The sequence below is a fragment of the Prosthecobacter sp. Pr1 genome (assembly GCF_057652315.1).
Genome location: NZ_JBYFBS010000002.1, coordinates 557,819 through 578,148, shown reverse-complemented (window position 1 = coordinate 578,148; position 20,330 = coordinate 557,819). Strand labels below are relative to the sequence as shown.

Genomic DNA, 20,330 nt, shown 5'->3' with positions numbered 1-20,330 from the left:
CCCCTCTGACGAAAGTCTTCACCCCCCACGTGCGTAATTCACCCCATCATCCATCTATGATGTCCAAAACCACCCTTTCGCTGACTTGCGCGGCCTTCGCTGCAGTGTCCCTTCATGCCCAGGACGCTGCCGAAAAAATCACCTATCAGGATCACATCCGCCCGCTGCTGGAGAACAAATGCTTCTCCTGCCATAATCCTGATAAAAAGAAGGGTGACCTCGATCTGACCAGCTTCGGCGCCCTCATGAACGGTGGTGGCGGCGGGTCCGTGGTCGATCCCGGCAATGTGGACAGCAGCCGCATCTGGAGCACTTGTGCCAAGAAGGAAGAGCCCTTCATGCCGCCGGAAGGCGCGCCGCTGGGGCCCAAGGATCTCGATCTCATCGCCTCATGGATCAAAGGCGGCATCCTCGACACCAAGTCGAGCATCGCCAAGAAATCCGCCAAGCCGAAGGTGGACATGGCGGTCAGCGTCACCAGTGGCAAACCCGAAGGCCCCATTGCCAAGCCGGAGCACGTGCTGCTGGAGCCCGTCATCGTCACCCAGCACACCACCGCCATTACGGCCATGGCTGCCAGCCCGTGGACTTCGCTGATGGCTCTGGCCGCGCCGAAGCAGATCCTCCTTTACGACACCGACACCAAGCAGCTCGTCGGCATTTTCCCCTACACCGAAGGCTACGCGCGCAGCCTGCGCTTCAGTCGCAATGGCTCCCTGCTCATCATGGGTGGTGGTCGTGGCGGCAAAAACGGCCACGCCATTGTGTGGGACGTCAAGACCGGCAAACGCATCACCGAAGTCGGCAAGGAGTTCGATCAGGTCATGTCCGCAGACATCAGCCCGGATCACAAGAGGATCGTGATCGGCAGCCCTTCGAAAAAGGTCAAAGTGTACAGCACGGCCAACGGCGAGGAGGAATACGTCATCAGCAAACACACCGAGTGGGTGATGAGCACCACCTTTAGCCCGGATGGTGTGCTGCTGGCCACCAGCGACCGCAACGGCAACGTCAATGTGTGGGAAGCCGAAAACGGCGGTGAATTCTACATCCTCGGCCAGCACAAGGCCTCCTGCGTGGACCTCTCCTGGCGCGCCGATTCCAACATCCTCGCCTCTTGTTCCATGGACGGCACGATCAGCACTTGGGAAATGAACGAAGGCAAGCTGGTCAAAAATTGGGCCGCTCACGGTGGCGGCGTACAGTCCGTTTCCTTCACCCCCGATGGCAAGATCGTCTCCTCCGGCAACGACGGCCTCGTCCGCGTCTGGGACATCAACGGCAACAAACTCGGTGAAGCCCCCAGCCAGGGCGATCTCGTGACCAAAGTGGTCTCGCTCTTCGATTCCAAAAACGCCATCTCCGCCAACTGGCGCGGTGACATCATTCAGTGGACCTTTGGTGCCACGGCGCTCCGTGAGAGCGGCCGCTACACCAGCAATCCTTCACTGATCGCCCAACGCATCGTGCAGACCGAGCAGCGTCTGGCCGAACTCACCACCAAGCTCCCGGCGCTGCAGGCCGCCATCAAAACCGCCGAGGCCGATGCCAAGGCGCGTGACGAAGCGCTGGCCAAAGTCCGTGCCGAAGTCGCCGCCAACGAAGCGCGCAGCAAAAACCTCCCCGGCGAGATCGCCAATGACGAGAAAGCCCTGGCAGCCCTGAAAGCCGCCCGCACCAAGGCCGAGCAGGACAAGGCCGCACGCACCGCCGCCATCAAAGCCTTCGCTGAAAAGTCCGCCAAGATCGCCGCGCAGGAAAAAGAGCTCGCCCCTGTGGCTGCTGAAGCCGCCAAACTGGCCGCTGCTGACAAGGCCGTGGCAGACACCAGCGCCGCGCTCGAAGCTGCCAAAAAGGAACTCGCCGCCAAGGCCGGTGATGCCGCCCTGACCGCCAAGGTCAAAGACAGCGAAGGAAAGCTCGCCGCCGCCAAGGCTGAGCAGCAAAAGATCGCCCCAGTCAAAGCCAAGGCCGATCAGCTCACCGCCGCCCTCGCCAAAGCCAAGGCCGAGCTGGGTGCTGCGCCTGCAGCTCCGACAGACCTCGACAAGCTCATCGCCGAGACCGACGCTAAGATCAAAGCCACCGCCGATGGCATCGCCGCGAAGAAGGCCGAACTGCCGAAGCTGCCCGCGCTGGTCAAAGCCGGCCCGGACCGCATCAAGAACGCCGAGTCCAATGCCGTCACCGGCAAAAACAACCTCGTTGCGGCGCAGACCGTTGCGAATTCTGCGAGCACCGAGATCGGCATCCTGCAAAAAGTGCCGACCGCGCTCAAGGCCGCCCAGTTCAACACCGGTGTGCTCGCCGAAAAGGAAAAGCTCGCCAAACTCGAAGCTGATTTCACCGATTTCACCGAAGCCAAGAAAGACGCGGAAGCCGCCAAGGTTTCTGCCGCAGCACGCATCGAGGAATCCAAAAAAGCCATCGCAGCATCCACCGCCGCCCAGCCCGGACTGGAAGCCGCGCTGAAGAAAGTGCAGGGCGAGCAGGCCGGCCTCGAAACCGCCATCAAGCCTGCCCGTGACGCCGATGCCGCTGCCGCCGCCAAGGTGAACGAGCAGAAGACCATCATCACCACCAAGGAGGCTGAAATCGCCGCCGCGGCCAAAGCCAAGGACGAAGCCATCGCCGCCGCCAAAAAAGCCGCCGAGGACATCGCCAAGCTCATCGAAGGCAAGAAGAAGAGCCTCGCAGAAGTGAATGCCAAGCTCGCTGCCCCTGAAAAAGCCGTGAAGGCCAAACAGGATGCCGTCGTTCCTAAAGACGCTGCCTTGGCTGCCGCCAAAAAAGCCCACGCTGACGCCACCGCTGATCTCGCCAATAAAGCGAAGACCGACAAAGACGCCGAAGCCGCCCTGGCTGCCGCGACTGCCGCCCAGGCCGCTGCTGAGAAAGCCCTCGCTGACACCCGCGCCAAGCAGAAGCCCGTCACTGACGCCGTGGCTGCTGCCAAGAAAGAACTCGCCGCCAAAGCAGGCGATCCCGCTCTCACCGCCAAAGTTGCTGCAGCTGAAAAAGCAGCGGCTGACATCGCCAATGCCATCAAGGCCGCCGAAGGTGACGTCGGCGCGAAAAAGAATGCCAAAGCCGGTGCAGTGAAAGCTCATGATGTGGCACACGCCGCCAACAATCCGCAGAGCGTGAACAAAGCCTTGGCCGCGATCAAGACCGCCGAGCAGCAACTCGCCCAGGCCAAGAACGAACTCGCCGCCGCCGAGAAGCAGGCCGCCACACCCCGTGCACAGCGTGACGCCATCCAGAAGGAGATCGAAGCCCAGTCCAAGGCCCTCGCCGAGAAGCAGGCCGCGCCAGCTGCGATTGAGAAAGACTTTGCCGCCAAGATCGCTCCGCTGAATGCCGCCATCGCCGCCGCCAAGACCGCCCTGCCGCCGCTGGAGCAGGCCTATGCCGCCGCCCATGGCAAGCTGGACGCCGAGCAGAAGGTGCTCGACGCCAAGAAGGCCGAGGTCGCGAAGGCAAACGGTGAATTCGAAGGCGCCAAGAAGAAGAAAACCGACGCCGAGGCCACCATCGCCGCCGCCACCAAGGAAATCCCCGAGAAGGACAAGATCATCGCCGAAGCCAGCGCCGAAATCGCCAAGCTGCAGCCACAGCTCGACCCGATGCGCAACAAGGTGAAGCAGATGAACGACCAGTACCTCACGATGCTGCCGAAGTGATCTTCAAGGCACCCGTGATTGGCAGACCGTGAAGCGTTCTTGAGCGCGGCGTCGAAAGCGCCCGCGCTCATGCATGCGCGGCAGCATCTTGGACTGCGGTGACAAGCCTCGGCGCGGCACCGCTTTCGAAGGAGTGAAGAGAGTGCGCGGCCACAGCGCAGCGTCCGGAGCACTGATTACAGCGAAGAAAACTCCATCGTGAAATAACGCCGTCCGGCTAACGGGAAACGGTGTCGCCGATGCAGGCTGCACCGTGCATCTCTGCCACCGCACTTCAAGACGCTGTCGCGTTTTTCAGATGCTCCTTGTCTACTGAAGCGTGCCCCCAGCCACAAACAGCCATTTCACCATACAGATCTCGATAAAACATCTAGACATCCGGGACAGGTCGCTGCTACAGGCCGTGCACCTATGAGCGTCTATCAGGTCACCCGTGAAGGTCAGAATCTTGGCTCCTTTGAAGCTTCCCAAATTCAGGAAGGCCTGCAAACCGGCCAGTTTTTACCCAGCGACTGGGGCTGGTGCGAAGGCATGTCAGGCTGGAAGGGACTGACTGAAATTTTCGGTAATTCCCCCGCACCGCAGCCTCGGGCCCTGGCATCCTCCCTGAGCGCTCTGGTCAGGAAATCCCCAGCCTCAAAGCCAGCCGAAAGCATCAACCCCTACGCCGCGCCTGCATCGGACAGGGTGATCTCGCGCAGCAGCGGAGAGCTGCCGTCTGACGTCATGCTGGAGCTGCAGAACACCCGGCCCTGGGTGCTGTTCATCGCCGTGGTGATGTGGATTGTCGGTGGAGGCTTTGTGTTGCTGATGCTGTTTGGTCTGTTGTTCGGCACCTCCACCTTGGGGAACTCCTTTGAAACTGGCGGTCTGGCCAAAATCTTCAGCTATCTCATCGCCATCGGGCTTGGCTACATCATCATCTATCCCACGCTGAAGCTGACACGGTATGCGTTGAACATTGCCCGGCTCACCAAGTCAGAGTCGTTCACCGATCTGGCAGCCGCACTCTCTGAGCAGCGTCGTTTCTGGCGGTTTCAGGGCATCGTGCTGCTCGCGAATCTGGGCTTTGGCCTTCTGATATTGATTTGGTCGCTGGCCGTGCGCTGAGGTCTTGGCCCCGGCCGTCCGCTCAAAACACCTCGCCACTTGGGCATGGTCACTGCTGGGAGACCGGCACACATGAGCGTCTATTTGGTCACCCGCGAGGGGCAGGAACTTGGAAACTTCAAAACCTCCAAGATCGAAAAAGGTCTGCGGACCGGCTTTTTTCGGTTGTCGGATCTGGTCTGGCGCGAAACCTCCGGCTGGCAGGGCTTGTTTGAAATCGCGGGTTCAGCCAATACCGCAGCATCCCCTTCAGGCGTGAATCCTGATGGCTTCCATCCGCATGCCGCACCCATGGCCGATGCCCGCGCAGCAGCCAGCATCGTGGTGCCGCCCACCCTCATAGAGGAACTCGCCGAAACCAGGCCGTGGGTGCGATTCATCTCTGTCGCGATGGGAATCGGCTGCGCATTGATGATACCGGCATGTTTTCTCCTGGCGGTGGATGGAGCGCGTTCATTGATCCCCATCTGCCTGCTCGCCACCCTCCTGCTCCTCTACCCGGCAATGAAGCTGAGCAATTATGCCTCAAACATTGCCTCGCTGGCGAAGTCGCAGTCGCTCGCAGATCTGGCCATGGCGCTCACGGAGCAGCATCGCTTCTGGAGATTCTGCGGAATCATGCTGCTCTTGCTCGTGTGTCTGGGCCTCCTGGTTTTCGTCGGCAGCTTCTTCGTCACCCGGGTTCATTGAGCCACGCCACCCAGGGTGGCGCAGGGAACACTTGAATTGCAGGAGGAAGGGGGGCATGGAATGGCGCGTCCAACCATGAAGCCCTACTACATCACCACTGCCATCGATTACACCAACGCGCCGCCGCACATCGGCCACGCTTATGAGAAGGTGCTGGCAGACGTCATGGCCCGCTTCCAGCGGCTGAACGGGCGTGAGGTGTACTTCCTCACCGGCGTGGATCAGCACGGGCAGAAGGTGCAGAAAAGCGCCGACAAAGCCGGGCAGTCACCGCAGGAGTTTGTGGATGGTGTCACGCAGCATTTCACCGCGCTGTGGGACAAGCTGAACGTGCGTTACGACGGCTGGGCCGCCACCACGGACATCAAGCACAAGCGCGTGGTGCAGGCCATGCTGCAAAAGCTGCACGACTGCGGCCAGCTTTACAAAAAGAGCTACGGCGGCTTTTACTCCGTGCGTCAGGAGCAGTTCCTCACCGACAAAGAACGCGGTCCTGATGGCAACTTCGGCGAGGAGTGGGGCGAAGTCGTCGAACTGCAGGAGGAAAACTGGTACTTCCGCCTCAGCGATCACGTGGAATGGCTGAAAAACTACATCCGTGGCAATCCCGATTTCATCTACCCGCCGCACCGCGCCAACGACGTGCTCAACTCCCTCGATGGCAACGCACAGGACCTCTGCATCTCGCGCCCGCTGGAGCGCCTGAGCTGGGGCATTCCCCTGCCCTTTGACGAGAAATTCGTGAACTACGTGTGGTTTGACGCACTGACGAATTACATCAGCTTCGCCGGCTATCTGGCCGATGAAGTGGGCAATGAAGGCCTGCCGCAGTTTGAAAAAATCTGGCCCGCCGATGCCGAGATTATCGGCAAGGACATCCTCGTGCCTGCGCACGCTGTCTACTGGCCCATCATGCTGCATGCGCTCGGATTCCCCGACGATCAGATCCCCAAGCTCATCGTCCACGGCTGGTGGAATGTGAAGGGTGCGAAGATGAGCAAGAGCATCGGCAACGTGATCGACCCGAACGTGCTCTCCGACACCTTCACGCCCGACGGCCTGCGCTACTACCTCATGCGCGACATCGCCACCGGCTACGATGCCGACTTCAGCGACGAGCGCATCATCATGTCCTACAACAAGGAACTGGCCGGCGGCCTGGGCAATCTGCTCAACCGTTCCATCAACATGGCGCAGAAGTATCGCAATGGTGTGCTCACGCCCGGTGATTACGATGACGAGATCAATCAAGCCCTGCGCCAGACGGTCGCCGAGGCCACGCCGCTCTACCTTGAAAAAATGAACGGCTGGGACATCCATGAAGGCATCGCCGCCGCGTGGAAGATCGTCACGCATGCGAATGCGTTTGTGGACAGCACGAAGCCCTTCGGCCTCGCCAAAGATCCCGCTCAAGCCACCCGCCTTGACAGCGTGCTCTACCATCTGGCGGAGGCGCTCACACACGTCAGCGTGCTGCTCAATCCCATCATGCCCACCGCCATGGCCACCGCCCGTGCCCAGATCGGCTGGACTCTGCCGGACGGCTTCAAAGTCAGCGACCTCAAGTGGGGCCTGCTGCAAAGCGGCCACCAGCTCGGTGCGCCTGTGCCGTTGTTCCCGCGTCTGGAGATCGTGGAGGAAAAGAAGTAGCGCGTAATCCCGCTGTAAGTTGGGTGTGTTTGGCGCACGGTGTTTTCTCAATCACCCCAACTCCCTTCGCCAAACCGCCCGACTGCGAGGACGTCCGTACGCCTTGGTGTTTGCCGCACGCTCGCAGACGGGCGGGCTGTCGCCTCATCCGTCCTACGGTCTAAGCAGCGCCCGCCCCCTCTTTTTTCGCACCTTTTTGCGCCTCTTTGCGGCCATCCTCCGCGTATTCCCTTCCGTCCCCAGTCTTACCCCTTGCACCCCCCGCCCTTCTGGCTATGACCAGCGGCGCAACCTTGATGAAGAAAGCCCTCCTCGCCCTCGAAGACGGCCGAGTGTTTGAAGGCACGGCGTTCGGCGCCGATGCCACCCACACCGGCGAAATCTGCTTTAACACCTCCATGAGCGGATATCAGGAGGTTCTCACCGATCCTTCCTATCGCGGTCAGATCGTGACCATGACGTATCCCATGATCGGGAACTACGGCGTGAACCCCCTCGATCTGGAAAGCGACCAGCCCCACGTGCGCGGCTTCGTGATCGAAGAACTCTGCGAGGTGCCCAGCAACTGGCGCAGCACCCAGAGCCTCGACTCCTACCTCAAGCAGTGGAACATCCCCGGCATCCAGGGCGTGGACACCCGCGCGCTGACTGCCCACCTGCGCACCCGCGGTGCCATGCGCGCCATCATCACCACCACCGCCACGACTGAAGAAGCGGTGAAGCAGGCCGCCAGCAGCCCGCCCATGGAAGGCAGTGACTACGTCAAGGAAGTCACCACCAAGACCCCCTACCTGTGGGATCCAGAAGGCCTCGAAAGCGGTGACTGGGACATCCCCAGCCCCAGCCAGAATCGCGAGCCCGGTGCCGACGGCCACGTGCGTCATCCCCTTCCTGAAGCCAAGCACCACATCGTGGCCTATGACTTCGGCGTGAAGCGCAACATTCTGCGCCGCCTTCGCCAGCATGGCTTCCGCGTGGACGTGGTCCCCGCCACCACCAGCGCCAAGGACGTGCTCGCCAAGAACCCCGACGGTGTCTTCCTTTCCAACGGCCCTGGCGATCCCGCCGCGCTCGACTACATCCACAAGGAAGTGAAGGAGCTCATCGGCAAGATGCCCATCTTCGCCATCTGCCTCGGCCACCAGATTCTCGGTCACGCCTACGGCGGCAAGACCTTCAAACTCAAGTTCGGCCATCGCGGCGGCAACCAGCCCGTGAAGGACCTGCGCAATGGCAAGGTGTCCATCACCAGCCAGAACCACGGCTTCGCCATCGATCCCTCCTCCCTGCCCGGCAACGTCGAGGTCACGCACATCAACCTCAACGACGGCACCGTGGAAGGCATGCGCCACCGCGAAGCCCCCGTCCTCAGCGTCCAATACCACCCCGAAGCCGCCCCCGGCCCGCATGACGCGAAGTACTTCTTCGCCGAGTTTGCCCGGATGATCGAGACGGGAAGGTAAGCTGCGAGCCGTCAAGACACGGACAAAAGTCATGCCGCAGCCATCGCGCTGCGGCATTTTTGTTTTCTCAATTCTCCTTCAGCCGCTCGATCAAATACGGTGCCACATCCGCATGCTTCACCTCCGGCGCTCCGGGATAGACCAACTCGCACTCCACTCGGAGGGTGCGGCAGCGCTGCTGCAAACCCACGCCGAAGTTCGCACTGTGCGCCGCACTTTCCTGCGGCTGCCCCATGGCAGGAGGCGTGTTGTAGAAGAGATACATCGGCGGATCATCGGCGGTCAGCAGCGCATAGGGTGAATACTCCGCGATCCACGGCAGGATCTTTTCCCGATTGACGAGAAACTCCGTGAACGGTGTGATCTTCGTTCCCGGCTCCCCTTTGAAACCGAAGGCATGCGCACCGTAGTTGCAGTTGGGAATCCACGTCTGCATCTGCTGTGGATCCAGCGAGGTCTGTGCCCGCACCACCGCCACGCACCACAGGCGTGTGGACTCACGCGCCACGGGGTCCGCGCTATCAGCATCTGCCATGTCCTTGTGAAACGCCAGCCACAGCGCGCTGCACGAGCCCGCCGAACTGCCCGTCGCACCAATGCGCTGTTTGTCGAGGTTCCACTCCGCCGCCTTGCTGCGCACGAACTGCAAGGCCCGCGCCGCATCCCGCAGCGGCCCCTGCACCGGCGGCATCAGCCCGTCCGCCTCCGCATCCGGAATCAGCCGGTAGTTGATCGACACCACCGAAATGCCCGCATTGAGGTAGGGCTTCTCGTTGTTGAAGGCCCCCTTGTCCCCGTTCAGCCAGCCCCCGCCGTGGATGAAAAACACCACCGGCGTCGGCGTCTCCGACTTCGCTTGGTAAAAGTCCAGCCTCTGCCGCGCATGCGGGCCGTAGGGCTCATCGGCGAGAGTGGGCTTGCTCGCAGGCGCGTCCGCAGCGTGCAAATCCACAATTGAGCCAAGCAGCAGTAGGAGGAGAACAGCGGCAGCGGATTGCATCGCGGTGAAAAGGTGCCAATGGGGGCGATCTTTCAGTTTCATCGCAGGATGCCTGCCCGCCATACTTGTCGGCACGAAAAGCTCAGGCGGGTGTTGGTTCGCGCCAGCGTCCTGGAGTGCGCCGGTCCTCCGGCGCTTTCGAGCGTCCAACGGCCTACGAAAAGCTCCAGAGGACTGGAGCACTCCAAAACGCAAAGCGCACGCAATGCTTTTTTCCTATAGCCACCACCACATATCAAAACGCAGTCGCGACTTGCCAAAAACCTCGCTCTTCGACAACCTCGCATCATGCCAAACATCATCGACTGGCCTCATGCGCCGCCTCATCGGCTCACCGAGCGCGGGACCTATTTCGTGACGGCTGCCACCTACCTCAAAGCGCATCATTTCCGCAGCCCCCGGCGCCTTGAAGTCGCCCAACGTGGCCTTCTGTCCGTCGCAAAAGAATACGGCTGGGACTTGGAAGCCTGGGCGTTTTTTTCAAATCACTACCACTTCGTCGCCAAATCACCTGCTGATCCTGGTTCGCTGCAGGACATGCTCAGAGTGCTGCATGTGAAACTGGCAGGCTGGGTTAATAAACTGGACGAAACTCCGGGCCGCAATGTCTGGCACAACTTCCGTGAGACCCAGCTCACGCATACGACCTCCTATTTCGCACGACTGAACTACACTCACACAAACGCCGTTCATCATGGGTTGGTCCCCATCGCCAGAGACTACCCCTGGTGCTCGGCGGCATGGTTCGAACAAACCACCAGTGCAGCCATGGTGAAGTCCATTCAGCGCTTCAAGACTGACAAGGTGAAAGTGGAAGATGATTACGATGTCGATCACGATTGGTGATTCAAACCCCGCGGCCAGCTTCCTAGAACCGAAGCGCACGCATGGCTCTGGACCATTTGCCACGTGACAGCGTCCTGGAGTGCTCCAGTCCCCTGGAGCTTTTCGCAGGCTGGGGAGATGTCGCAGACCACGAGACGCTCGAAAGCGCCGGAGGGCCGGCGCACTCCAGGACGCAAAGCGTACGAGGAGCTCAGCCTTATAAACAGCTATACCGCGATCTCCGCTTTGATCGCCGGATGCGGGTCATACCCTTCCAGCGTGAAGTCCTCGTACTTAAACGCGTCGATCTCCTTCACGTCAGGATTCAGCTTCATCACCGGCAGCGCGCGGCACTCGCGGGTGAGCTGGAGCTTGGCCTGTTCGAGGTGGTTTTTGTAGAGATGGAGATCGCCGAAGGTGTGGACGAATTCGCCGGGCTGGAGGTCGCAGACCTGGGCGACCATCTGGGTGAGCAGGGCATAGCTCGCGATGTTGAAGGGCACGCCCAGGAAGAGATCCGCGCTGCGCTGGTAGAGCTGGCAGCTCAGCCGGCCGCGATCCACAAAGAACTGGAACAGGCAGTGGCAGGGGGGCAGCGCCATCTTCTCGATGTGCGGCACGTTCCAGGCGCTGACGATGTGGCGGCGGCTGTAGGGATTCGTTTTGATGCCGTGGATGAGGCTGGCGATTTGATCGTGTGTCTCAGCCCCCGGAGCCCCCTGCCAGCGCCGCCACTGCGCGCCGTAGACGGGTCCGAGATCGCCGTTTTCGTCCGCCCATTCGTCCCAGATGGTGACCTTGTTGTCCTGCAGGTACTTCACGTTCGTGTCTCCTTTTAGAAACCACAGCAGCTCATGAATGATGGAGCGCAGGTGCAGCTTCTTGGTGGTGACGAGCGGGAAGGTGGTGCTGAGATCATAGCGGCTCTGCTCGCCAAACACGGAGTACGCCCCCGTGCCGGTGCGGTCCTCACGGTAGCTTCCGTGTTCGAGCACTTTGCGCAGCAGGCGGTGGTATTCTTCCATCGTCCAGCCATAGCGGGATGTGGAAAGGATGCAAAGGTTTCGGCGAGTGGAGCGGGAATGCCGGAGGGATGGCCGCAAAGAAACGCAGAAAACGCAAAAACCGGAGTCATAGGAGGGACCATTCCTCCCTCCACCACTTCACCTTTTTTGTGTCTTTTTGCGGCCATCCACTTCCGTATCCTCAGTTGCACCAAACCTCCCCTGCCCCGATGTTGAGGCATGGCCGATCTGCCTGATGACCCCGCGTTGCGCACCCGCATGCAGAAACTCCGCATCCGTGAGGAGGATCTGGAGGAGTCGTTCATTCGCGGCGGCGGCGCGGGCGGCCAAAAGATCAACAAGACCAGCTCCACTGTGGTGCTGCGCCACGTGCCCAGCGGCCTGGAGGTGCGCTGCCAGCGCGAGCGCTCGCAGTCGCAGAACCGCCTGATCGCCCGCCAGGAACTGTGCGACCGCTTGGAAGCGGCCTTCAAAAGCGCGCAGATGGAAATCCAGAACGACCGCGAAAAAGTCCGCCGCCAGACCCGCGCGCGCCCGCGGGGCCTGAAGCGCCGCTACGTGGCGGGCAAGCGTCACCGCGCCGGCATCAAGGAAGGGCGCGGCAAGGTGGGCGGGGAGGAGTAGCGGCAAAAGGCGAAGGTGCTGCATTTGGAAGGGAGGAGCTGGCCGCACACCTCCGCGTGCCCACGGAGCGTATTGTAGCACCTGCTTTAGCAGGCTCTGGATGGCGCGACCGGAACCTGCTAAAGCAGGAACTACAATACATGCGCCGCATGTCTGCGGAGCCGTGGGACAATGCATAAATCTTCCGCCACGAGCTTCGACATTCGGATTTACTCATTCGTCATTCGATTGACTCACCTCCCTCCCCAGCAGCCAGAGCAGCCTCAGAATGCAGCAGGCTGAAACAACTTCCCTCCTTGCCTCCGGCCACACTCGGGGCATGATCCGCGCTCCCCATGAAAGCGCTCGTCCTCACCGCCCCCTCCGAGTTCAACTACGACCTCGAATTCCCTGAACCCACCGCAGCCGCCGGCGAAGTGCTGGTCAAGATCGCCGCCTGCGGCATCTGCGGCAGCGACATCCACGGCATGGACGGCCGCAGCGGCCGCCGCCAGATGCCCATCGTCATGGGCCATGAAGCCGCCGGTGAAATCATCGCCGTGGGCGAAGGCGTGACCGACTGGAACCTCGGCGACCGCGTGACCTTTGACTCCACCGAATACTGCGGCGAGTGCGAGGAGTGCAAAGCCGGCTTCGTCAATCTCTGCCCAAACCGCCGCGTGCTCGGCGTGTCCCCCGGCGAATACCGCCGCCATGGCTGCTTCGCAGAAAAGATCGCCCTGCCAACCCGCATCCTCTACCGCATCCCGGATGACCTTTCCTATGAGAAGGCTGCCTTTGCTGAGCCAGTGTCCATCGCCCTGCACGCGGTGAATCTGGCCGATGGCATCGAAGTGGGAGAAGCCTTCCAGCACGTCCACACCGAAGGCTGCGGCCATGACTGCGAGCACAACCACGGAGCCGAAGTCGAAGACGACACGGACGAAGCGAATGGCGGCGTCGCCGTCGTGGTGGGTGCTGGCTTGATCGGTCTGCTGGTCATTCAGGCGCTGAAAGCACGCGGCTGGGAAAAGGTGATCGCCGTGGATCTTGATGACAGCCGTCTGGAACTCGCCCGCAAGCTGGGTGCCGAAGAAACCTTCAACGCCAAGCAGGAAGGCCTGGCCATGCACATCCGCCAGATCTGCGGCGGCGACGGTGCTGACGCCAGCTTTGAAGTCGTGGGCGCCGGTGCCCCGCTCGATCTCGCGATCCGCAGCGTGCGCAAAGGCGGCCAGGTGGTGCTGATCGGCAACCTGCAGCCCAACACCCCCTTCCCTCTTCAGGAAGTCGTCACACGCCAGCTCACCATCAAGGGCTCCTGCTCCTGTGCCGGTGAGTACCCCGAAGCCATCCGCCGCATTCAGGACGGCAGCATCCAGGTGGAGCCGCTGCTCAGCGCCGTGGTGCCCCTCTCCGAAGGCGCAGGCTGGTTCAAGCGCCTGCATGACAACAAGGAAGGCCTGCTCAAGGTCGTGCTGCAGCCCGCCTGAGGAGCCAAGCCAATGACGAATGCAGAATGTCGAATGACGAATGACGAATGACCACGATCCGCGCGCTCACTCGATTTCTTCTTCTTAACATTCGTCATTGATTCGCTCCGCCCCCCCCCCTGGGCTCACTTCGTTCGTCTGTCTCGCTTCGCTCGGCTCCGAATTCATCATTCGACATTTTTTATGATCCGCCTCTTCCTGCTCCTCTCGCTGCCTCTCTACATTCTCGACCAGTTCTCCAAGAACTGGATCGTGCAGCATTTCAGGCTCTACGAGACCGAGCAGGAAGTCATCCCCGGCGTCTTCTGGCTGCACCATGCCTCGAACACCGGTGTGGCCTTTGGCATGTTCAACGGCACGCAGTATGCGAACTACGCCTTCACCGCCATCTCGCTGGCCGCGCTCGTGTTCATCTACGTGATGCATGGCAAAGGCCTGTTTCCCGGCAAGCTGAGCCGCACCGCCGTGGCGCTGCTGGTCTCCGGCATCTTCGGCAATCTCACCGACCGCCTCTTCCGCAATCACGAAGGCGGCAAGCTTTTCGACGGCACGTTTTTCGACGGCTACGTCGTGGACTTCCTGCGCTTCGACTTCGGCTTCTGGCCATTCCACCCCTGGCCTTCCTTCAATGTGGCGGATTCCTGCGTCGTGTGCGCCGCCATCCTGCTGGCGCTGGCGTCGTTCTTTGAAACGCCGGGGCAGCCAGTGAAGAAGGCGTAACGAAGGATGACACAGGCTGCCAGCCTGTGGATGTGCTCCCTTATCTTCGCTCGAGCACTGAGGCGAGCATCATCTGCGCGCTTCCTTGCAGCCTAAGGGCTTCGACGTGATTGTAGGATGGGGGTGGCGACAGCCCGCCGTCCATCAGCGTACGGCAACGCACCATGACATAAGAACGCCCTCGTAGTCGGGCGGTTTGGCGAAGAGGCATTCGCGTGTTGATGAGTGTCTTGTTCGCCAAACACACCCAACCTACGCTCTGACAGCTCTCCCCTCACTCCTTCGGCACCGGCGACCAGCGGTAGATGCCGTCGAACCATGACAAACTGCCGGGAGGGGTCGCTTTGCGTTTGGTTTCCACCCAGAGAAAGCTGCCTTTGCGCTTGAGCGTGATGCTAACCTCCTTGGCGGCTTCCGGCACATCTGTCTCGGCGAAGACCGCAGTAGCGGTGGTCTCATCGTTCTTGGAAGTCACCGACTCAGGCGGTATTTGGCCGGCCAGATCGGAGCCCTGGTTTTCGTTCACCCGCGTGCAGTTCAGGTTCACACGCAGCTTGCCGTCCTTCGCGCGGCGGATGCTCACGTGCCCGCCAAAGCCGTCGTCATACTCGCCATCCCAGGAGGAGCTCTTCAGCACCACCGGCTGCTGCATGAAGCCGTAGGCTGCCGCCGTGACTTGGGCAAGCTTGAGCCAGTAGTTCACATCCCTCTCCGGCGTCGGCGCGTCTTTGCCCGGAGCAGAAAGCGGCGCAGGTTTGGCCTTCACAGGCTCCGGGGGCTGATAGGCGATCTTCATCCAGCGGCCCAGCAGCGCCGGCCAGCGGGCCTTCCAGTCGGCCGGCACCGTCTTGTCCACGCCAGACCAAGTGTGCGAGGCCTCCTTCAAGGCCACGCTCAGGCGTTCATCCGCCGCCTGGGATTCTTTGCGGGCCAGTTGCAGCCGCTTCTCATCACTCACGCGGCGATAGATGCCAAGGATGCCAGGGTCTTGCGGCATCTTCTGTCCCGGCTTGAACAGGATCTCCATTTTCGACTCCCCTCCCTTGGCGATGAAATACGATCCGCGATCCTGCCCCTCATCCACCAAGGCGGCAAAGGTAAGCAGATTGTCTTTGCGGGTCCCCTGCCCCGTCCACACGCCAGTCGATCCTGGTTCCGAGGCCCAGCGCGTGATCACCTCCACGCTCGTGGCGGAAGTCTGGCGCAGGGTCAGGTAGCGCATGCTTTCCTCGTCATAGAAATAAGTCGTGGTCAGAGGCTCCGCACCACGTCCGCACGCAGCCAGAAGGAAGAAGGCCAGAACCGGTATTCGAAGAGGCTGCAGGCGTGATTTCATGGAGGCCCATTCTCAAAGAAGACGCTCCATGCGCAAGAATTAGAAAAGAGTGATTTTATGCCTTCTCTATAATGATCGTATTTTGCTGCCAATTGTAACAAAGAAGCCCATTTTTCTTTCTCTTTTGGGATTAACTCGATTCTAAAATGGCGAATTCGCGATTATGCGAACAACACTCGTCCAATATAAACTACTGAAAATGAGTTTTTTGTATAGTGGTTATACAGATATGTTTATCACTTTTACAAATATTTGAGTAATTTCCGATATGGTTGTTGCACGTTCTATAATTTCTGTTATAAATACTAGCAGAAACAAGAGCCACACACGCAGCCATGAAAACACTCATCCGCCTCGCACTCACCGTCAGCCTCCTCGCCATCGCTTGCGCCGCGAACGCCCAGAACGGTTACTCTGCCGCCGGTTACTATGCCGCCCCTCAGGCACAGGCTGCTTACGCTCAGGAACAAGCCAATGCGCAGGCTTGGGCCGCTTGGAACGCTCAGCAGCAGGCCAACGCCGCTGGCTGGGCCCGCTACTACGCTGACCAAGCCGCCGCTCAGGCCGCCGCCCAGCAGGCTGCAGCTCAGCGCGCCGCCGCTCCCCGCGCTGCCGTCGGTGGCAATTCTCAGATCCGCTTTGACGGCCGCTTCGCTTCCGTCGGCCAGACCGCTCCTCAGGCCCTTCAGTTCGCCGTTTATGCAGCCAACACCCTCCAGAACAAGCCCTACGTGCTGGGCGGTGGCCATCGCAACATCGAAGACAGCGCTTATGACTGCAGCAGCAGCACTTCTTACGTCCTTATGAAGGCAGGATTGCTGAACCGCTGCCTGTCCAGCAAGGAGTTCGCCAACTATGGCCAGCCTGGCGTGGGCCGCTTCATCACCATCTGGGTGAAGCCTGGTGAGCATGTTTTCATCACCATCTGCGGTCTTCGCATGGACACCTCCGGCCAGATGACGGGCGAAGGTCCACGCTGGCGCACCCAGGGCCGCAACTATGCTGGCTTCAGCCCTCGCCATCCTGTTGGCTTTTAATTCTCATTTTTGTGACTCGATTATCACACTCGTAAACAAAGCTTCATTCAAATCTGAATCGCACCGCCTGAATCCCCTCAAAATTCTCAAATTTACGAATCATATGAAAACGAACACCACCACCTCCACCGCCTCCAACAAAGAAATCTCCCTCGGCTGGAACTCGATGCCTGCTTACGGTGAAGTGATGAACAAGGTCATCGGCACCGCCCACACCGACGTCCAAAGCAGCATCAGCCTCGGCAAGAAGAGCGTGCTGAAGACCTTCTGGAGCACCCTGAGCAACATGAAGTAAGCCGGAGGCTGAAGGCAGCGGCTGACGCCCTTCACCTTGCGCTCTGCATCGCCACTGGTATGGCTCACCGCTCCAACGCATGCAGGTTCTTCGCTCCATCGACGCCCTTTCCACACTTCCCGGCCCCCTCGCTCTTGCCGTGGGCGTGTTTGATGGAATCCACCTCGGGCATCAAGAGGTCATTCGCGCGGCCCAGGAACACGCCACGCAGCACCACGGCACCGCAGTCGTCGTGACTTTCGATCCGCACCCCATGCAGGTGCTACGGCCGGGCTCCGCCCCCAAACTGCTCTGCGGTCCGCGCCATCAGCGCCTCATTCTCGCCCAAACGGGCATCTCCTGCCTGCTGGCATGCCCCTTCACCGCCGAGACGGCCAAAACGCCCGCACGCGATTTCCTCCAGCAGCTGGTGAGAGCCTCACGCCCGCTGGGCTGCATTTCCGTCGGCTACACCTGGAGCTTTGGACATGGGCGTGAAGGCAACATTCACCTGCTCATGGAAATGGGGCAGGAGCATGACTTTGCCGTGTATGGCGTGCCGCCTTTGAAAATCGACTCTGAAGTGGTCAGCAGCACCCTGATCCGCGAGGCGGTCTCGAAAGGGAATTTCCACAAAGCCGCCACTCTGCTGGGGCGCGAGTACTCCGTCTTTGGCACCGTGGTCGAAGGCCAGAAGCTTGGCCGTCAGCTCGGCTTCCCCACGGCGAATGTCGATGTGGAAAACGAGCAGCTCCCGCCCCTCGGCGTTTACGCCGTGGAGGCGCGCGTGGGTGAGCAATGGTTCCCGGGCGTGGCCAATCTCGGCCGTCGGCCCACCGTCGCGGCAGACGCCGATCCTTCCCTCGAAGTCCACCTGCTCAACTGGAGCGGCGACATCTATGGCCAGGACATGGAGGTGCGCTTCACCCGCCACCTGCGCAGCGAGATGAAATTCAGCAGCCTGGATGAGCTCAAGGCGCAGATCGCGCGAGATATTCTGGCCGCACATTCGTAACGCATTTTAAATGCCGTGAACCGTTAGGAACCGAGCGCGGCGAAGACAAGTACGACAGACACTCCTGTCTGTCGTACTTCAGAGTCAGAGGCCTTACTTCTTCGGCTTCGGCGCTTCCTGCTTCGGATAACCTTCCAGCTTCACCACGCTCACCGCGGTTTCAGTCGGGAAATCCGCAGGCACGGCTGCTGTGCGCTCCACCTTGCCGGTGGCCGCCCATTCGGTGCCGCGCTGGAGGATGGTGTAGAAGCCGCGGTCCAGCATCGAGTAGTCCGCATGGCCCAGCGTGGTGTGAAACACCCGGCCTTTTTGATAGTTGAGCACCAGGTTGTTCGGCTCGCTCACAGCGGTGAGGTCAGACACAGCCGTGGTCAGCACCTCCACATTTTCGGCAGGGCCGCGCAGCTTGCTGTAGAGCTCGTCCTTGGCGTGCAGCCAGCGCTTGGGGAGTCCTTTTGTGATCGGATGATTCGAATTCTGAATTTCGACGATGAACTCATGCTGCGCGCCGTGAGCGCCGCCATTCCCCGTCACGGTGTCGCGGAAGAGTTTCCCATCCTTCACATACAGCCAGGGGCCGGACTTTTCATTACGACCGCCCCAGCCGCCGACACCGATCATGTCATTGTATTCCTTCCACTCGGGAAAGGAATTGTTTGCCGCATGAATCGAAACAAAGCCGCCGCCGTCAGCCACGTACTTCGTGAAGGCATCACGCACATTCTGCGGCCAGGGCTCGCCGTTGTAGTTGCTCACCACCGCAGCGTAATCGGTGAACATCGGTTTCCAGGCATGCCAGGCTTCCTTGGGAGATCCTTTGGGCGGCGTGGTGGTGACTTCGACGGTGAAGGCGCCGCTGCTCTCCAGCGCATTGCGCAGCACGGGCGTGGTGATGTCCCACTTGTGGTTGTTCTGCCCGTCCACAATGAGGACTTTCAGTTTGTCTGCGGCCTGCAGGCTGGCGGCGGCACACAGGAGGAAGGTGAGGAGGATGGAGCGCATGGTTGAAACGTTGCTATCAGTACGTCACAATTTTGGCAAGAACGAACATTTGGAACACTTCGTAATTCACCTTGACCCTCGGTGCTGCCACCACCCACACTAAGAGGTCTCTCAATGCCCCTGTTTGTTGCCTTCCTTCTCTACTTCGCGCTGCTCCTGCTGCTCGCGGTTATTTCTGCTGCGGAAACGGCCATCCACAGCGCGCGCGATGTCGAAGCGCAGCTGCTTGCAGCTGGCGAAGGCGCCGTGGCGCAAAGACTGCGAGCCATCACCGCCAATCCCTTTGCGCAGCTGCACCACACTTTGCTGCTTTCCGCAGCGCTGAATCTCTCCCTCGCCGCACTTGGGCTGTGGATTGTCACCGGTCCGCTGCTGGCATCTGGGTGGAATGTGTGGCTCACAGCATCCGTAATATTCTTGGCAACGGTCCTGCTAGGAGACATGGCTCCCAAATTTTTTGCCGCTCGCAATCCCTCCGTGGTTCTGCTCGGCAGCCTGCGTTTGCTGCACCCGCTGAGAAATGTGATCGACCCTCTAGCGCTGCTTGTTGATCGCACCACGGACGCGCTGCTGCAAAAATTCGTCACCCGGCACATCAAGATGCGCATGCCCGTGACGCGTGATGAATTCGAAACCCTGGTGGAAATGCGCCAGGAGCAGGGCCTGCTGGACAGCGATGACAGCGCCATGATCCATGAGGTGCTCGACATCGAATCACTCACCGTGCGCGACTGCATGATCCCGCGCGTGGATCTCGCGCTCATGAGCAGCGAGGACTCACCGCAAAAAACAACCGCCATCCTGGAAAAATCCGCCGGACGTTTTGTCATTGTGTATGGCGAGACGCCCGACTCGGTCGAAGGCGTGCTCGACACCAATGCCTGGAAACTCGCGAACCGTCCGGACTGGCGCACACTCCTGCGCACGCCGGCCTTTGTGCCCGAGACCATGCCCGTGCTCGAAGCCTTGCAGCACCATCTGCAACGTGACGAACAACCGGCGCTCATCGCGGATGAATACGGCGGGCTGGAAGGCATGATCACCCGCCGTGAGATCGCCGACTGGCTGCTTTACGAAGCCGCCCCCTGGCATGGTGAGACCTCGGAGATTCGCGATCTCGGCGGCGGTCGTTTCCTGCTGGATGGCGGCACGCGGCTGGATCACATCAAAGAAGAACTCAATCTCGATTTCAACGTCGACCTGGATGTCGGCGGCATCGACACCATCGGCGGCCTTGTTTTCAATCAGCTCGGTCATGTGCCCAAGCCCGGTGAACGCATCAACCTTGACGACGCGGACATCAAGGTGCGCCGCATCGTGCGTGCCCGCATTCAGGAGGTGGAGCTCCGCCTCAAACTCAAATCTTCTGACGAATCCAGCGCCGGCTAATTTCATCCCACCCAC

At 60.5% G+C, this 20,330-nt stretch carries 17 protein-coding genes; 13 read left to right on the top strand and 4 right to left on the bottom strand.

What is annotated here, in order from left to right:
* Positions 1–56: 56 nt before the first annotated feature.
* From AC24GY_RS05215 to carA, 5 genes are all read left to right on the top strand, one after another.
* Positions 57–3,683: a c-type cytochrome domain-containing protein gene (locus tag AC24GY_RS05215; RefSeq protein WP_487680889.1), complete on the top strand. Its 3,627-nt coding sequence runs from the start codon at positions 57–59 to the stop codon at positions 3,681–3,683.
* 411 nt (positions 3,684–4,094) lie between these two features.
* The gene (locus AC24GY_RS05210; RefSeq protein WP_487680887.1) at positions 4,095–4,793 is read left to right on the top strand and encodes a hypothetical protein; all 699 of its coding nucleotides are present in this window, start codon (positions 4,095–4,097) and stop codon (positions 4,791–4,793) included.
* A 72-nt stretch (positions 4,794–4,865) separates the two neighbouring features.
* Positions 4,866–5,483 carry a hypothetical protein gene (locus AC24GY_RS05205; protein ID WP_487680885.1) on the top strand — a complete coding sequence of 206 codons (618 nt, stop codon included), beginning with the start codon at positions 4,866–4,868 and terminating at the stop codon, positions 5,481–5,483.
* 75 nt (positions 5,484–5,558) lie between these two features.
* Positions 5,559–7,133 carry a methionine--tRNA ligase gene (gene metG, locus AC24GY_RS05200; protein ID WP_487680883.1) on the top strand — a complete coding sequence of 525 codons (1,575 nt, stop codon included), beginning with the start codon at positions 5,559–5,561 and terminating at the stop codon, positions 7,131–7,133.
* Positions 7,134–7,429: 296 nt separating this feature from the next.
* Positions 7,430–8,596 (top strand): glutamine-hydrolyzing carbamoyl-phosphate synthase small subunit, encoded by a 1,167-nt coding sequence (gene carA / locus AC24GY_RS05195; protein ID WP_487680881.1) that lies wholly within the window; start codon positions 7,430–7,432, stop codon positions 8,594–8,596.
* Between the two features lie 67 nt (positions 8,597–8,663).
* Here the strand turns inward: carA and AC24GY_RS05190 are convergent, their stop codons facing one another.
* On the bottom strand, positions 8,664–9,638 hold the full coding sequence (locus AC24GY_RS05190; protein WP_487680879.1) for a carboxylesterase family protein: 975 nt from the start codon (positions 9,636–9,638) through the stop codon (positions 8,664–8,666).
* Positions 9,639–9,884: 246 nt separating this feature from the next.
* On the opposite strand from AC24GY_RS05190, the gene AC24GY_RS05185 reads away from it, so the two are divergent.
* Positions 9,885–10,442, top strand: a complete 558-nt coding sequence (locus AC24GY_RS05185) for a transposase (RefSeq protein WP_487680877.1) — start codon at positions 9,885–9,887, stop codon at positions 10,440–10,442.
* 206 nt (positions 10,443–10,648) lie between these two features.
* On the opposite strand, the gene AC24GY_RS05180 is transcribed toward AC24GY_RS05185, so the two are convergent.
* A complete protein-coding gene (locus AC24GY_RS05180) occupies positions 10,649–11,446 on the bottom strand; it encodes a thymidylate synthase (RefSeq protein WP_487680875.1) in 798 nt (265 codons plus the stop codon).
* 219 nt (positions 11,447–11,665) lie between these two features.
* On the opposite strand from AC24GY_RS05180, the gene AC24GY_RS05175 reads away from it, so the two are divergent.
* The 3 genes from AC24GY_RS05175 to lspA all read left to right on the top strand — a co-directional run bounded on the left by AC24GY_RS05175 (position 11,666) and on the right by lspA (position 14,262).
* The gene (locus AC24GY_RS05175; RefSeq protein WP_422322871.1) at positions 11,666–12,070 is read left to right on the top strand and encodes a peptide chain release factor-like protein; all 405 of its coding nucleotides are present in this window, start codon (positions 11,666–11,668) and stop codon (positions 12,068–12,070) included.
* Between the two features lie 335 nt (positions 12,071–12,405).
* A complete protein-coding gene (locus AC24GY_RS05170) occupies positions 12,406–13,542 on the top strand; it encodes a galactitol-1-phosphate 5-dehydrogenase (RefSeq protein ID WP_487680872.1) in 1,137 nt (378 codons plus the stop codon).
* Positions 13,543–13,725: 183 nt separating this feature from the next.
* Positions 13,726–14,262, top strand: coding sequence for a signal peptidase II (lspA, locus tag AC24GY_RS05165; RefSeq protein ID WP_487680870.1), 537 nt, complete (start codon positions 13,726–13,728; stop codon positions 14,260–14,262).
* A 274-nt stretch (positions 14,263–14,536) separates the two neighbouring features.
* Here lspA and AC24GY_RS05160 read toward each other — a convergent pair whose 3' ends face one another.
* Positions 14,537–15,598 carry a hypothetical protein gene (locus AC24GY_RS05160; RefSeq protein ID WP_487680868.1) on the bottom strand — a complete coding sequence of 354 codons (1,062 nt, stop codon included), beginning with the start codon at positions 15,596–15,598 and terminating at the stop codon, positions 14,537–14,539.
* Positions 15,599–15,933: 335 nt separating this feature from the next.
* On the opposite strand from AC24GY_RS05160, the gene AC24GY_RS05155 reads away from it, so the two are divergent.
* The 3 genes from AC24GY_RS05155 to AC24GY_RS05145 all read left to right on the top strand — a co-directional run bounded on the left by AC24GY_RS05155 (position 15,934) and on the right by AC24GY_RS05145 (position 17,924).
* Positions 15,934–16,635: a hypothetical protein gene (locus AC24GY_RS05155; protein WP_487680866.1), complete on the top strand. Its 702-nt coding sequence runs from the start codon at positions 15,934–15,936 to the stop codon at positions 16,633–16,635.
* A gap of 103 nt (positions 16,636–16,738) precedes the next feature.
* A complete protein-coding gene (locus tag AC24GY_RS05150; protein WP_487680864.1) occupies positions 16,739–16,930 on the top strand; it encodes a hypothetical protein in 192 nt (63 codons plus the stop codon).
* A gap of 79 nt (positions 16,931–17,009) precedes the next feature.
* On the top strand, positions 17,010–17,924 hold the full coding sequence (locus AC24GY_RS05145; protein WP_487680862.1) for a bifunctional riboflavin kinase/FAD synthetase: 915 nt from the start codon (positions 17,010–17,012) through the stop codon (positions 17,922–17,924).
* A 93-nt stretch (positions 17,925–18,017) separates the two neighbouring features.
* Here AC24GY_RS05145 and AC24GY_RS05140 read toward each other — a convergent pair whose 3' ends face one another.
* Positions 18,018–18,926: a ThuA domain-containing protein gene (locus tag AC24GY_RS05140; protein WP_487680860.1), complete on the bottom strand. Its 909-nt coding sequence runs from the start codon at positions 18,924–18,926 to the stop codon at positions 18,018–18,020.
* Between the two features lie 114 nt (positions 18,927–19,040).
* Between AC24GY_RS05140 and AC24GY_RS05135 the strand changes: the two genes are divergently transcribed.
* A complete protein-coding gene (locus tag AC24GY_RS05135; RefSeq protein ID WP_487680858.1) occupies positions 19,041–20,315 on the top strand; it encodes a CNNM domain-containing protein in 1,275 nt (424 codons plus the stop codon).
* The last annotated feature ends 15 nt before the right edge of the window (positions 20,316–20,330 follow it).

Bases quoted from the DNA above. Each gene is read 5' to 3' on its own strand.
- AC24GY_RS05215 (WP_487680889.1), top strand. From the start codon at position 57: ATGATGTCCAAAACCACCCTTTCGCTGACTTGCGCGGCCTTCGCTGCA.
- AC24GY_RS05210 (WP_487680887.1), top strand. From the start codon at position 4,095: ATGAGCGTCTATCAGGTCACCCGTGAAGGTCAGAATCTTGGCTCCTTT.
- AC24GY_RS05205 (WP_487680885.1), top strand. From the start codon at position 4,866: ATGAGCGTCTATTTGGTCACCCGCGAGGGGCAGGAACTTGGAAACTTC.
- metG (WP_487680883.1), top strand. From the start codon at position 5,559: ATGAAGCCCTACTACATCACCACTGCCATCGATTACACCAACGCGCCG.
- carA (WP_487680881.1), top strand. From the start codon at position 7,430: ATGAAGAAAGCCCTCCTCGCCCTCGAAGACGGCCGAGTGTTTGAAGGC.
- AC24GY_RS05190 (WP_487680879.1), bottom strand. From the start codon at position 9,638: ATGAAACTGAAAGATCGCCCCCATTGGCACCTTTTCACCGCGATGCAA.
- AC24GY_RS05185 (WP_487680877.1), top strand. From the start codon at position 9,885: ATGCCAAACATCATCGACTGGCCTCATGCGCCGCCTCATCGGCTCACC.
- AC24GY_RS05180 (WP_487680875.1), bottom strand. From the start codon at position 11,446: ATGGAAGAATACCACCGCCTGCTGCGCAAAGTGCTCGAACACGGAAGC.
- AC24GY_RS05175 (WP_422322871.1), top strand. From the start codon at position 11,666: ATGGCCGATCTGCCTGATGACCCCGCGTTGCGCACCCGCATGCAGAAA.
- AC24GY_RS05170 (WP_487680872.1), top strand. From the start codon at position 12,406: ATGAAAGCGCTCGTCCTCACCGCCCCCTCCGAGTTCAACTACGACCTC.
- lspA (WP_487680870.1), top strand. From the start codon at position 13,726: ATGATCCGCCTCTTCCTGCTCCTCTCGCTGCCTCTCTACATTCTCGAC.
- AC24GY_RS05160 (WP_487680868.1), bottom strand. From the start codon at position 15,598: ATGAAATCACGCCTGCAGCCTCTTCGAATACCGGTTCTGGCCTTCTTC.
- AC24GY_RS05155 (WP_487680866.1), top strand. From the start codon at position 15,934: ATGAAAACACTCATCCGCCTCGCACTCACCGTCAGCCTCCTCGCCATC.
- AC24GY_RS05150 (WP_487680864.1), top strand. From the start codon at position 16,739: ATGAAAACGAACACCACCACCTCCACCGCCTCCAACAAAGAAATCTCC.
- AC24GY_RS05145 (WP_487680862.1), top strand. From the start codon at position 17,010: ATGCAGGTTCTTCGCTCCATCGACGCCCTTTCCACACTTCCCGGCCCC.
- AC24GY_RS05140 (WP_487680860.1), bottom strand. From the start codon at position 18,926: ATGCGCTCCATCCTCCTCACCTTCCTCCTGTGTGCCGCCGCCAGCCTG.
- AC24GY_RS05135 (WP_487680858.1), top strand. From the start codon at position 19,041: ATGCCCCTGTTTGTTGCCTTCCTTCTCTACTTCGCGCTGCTCCTGCTG.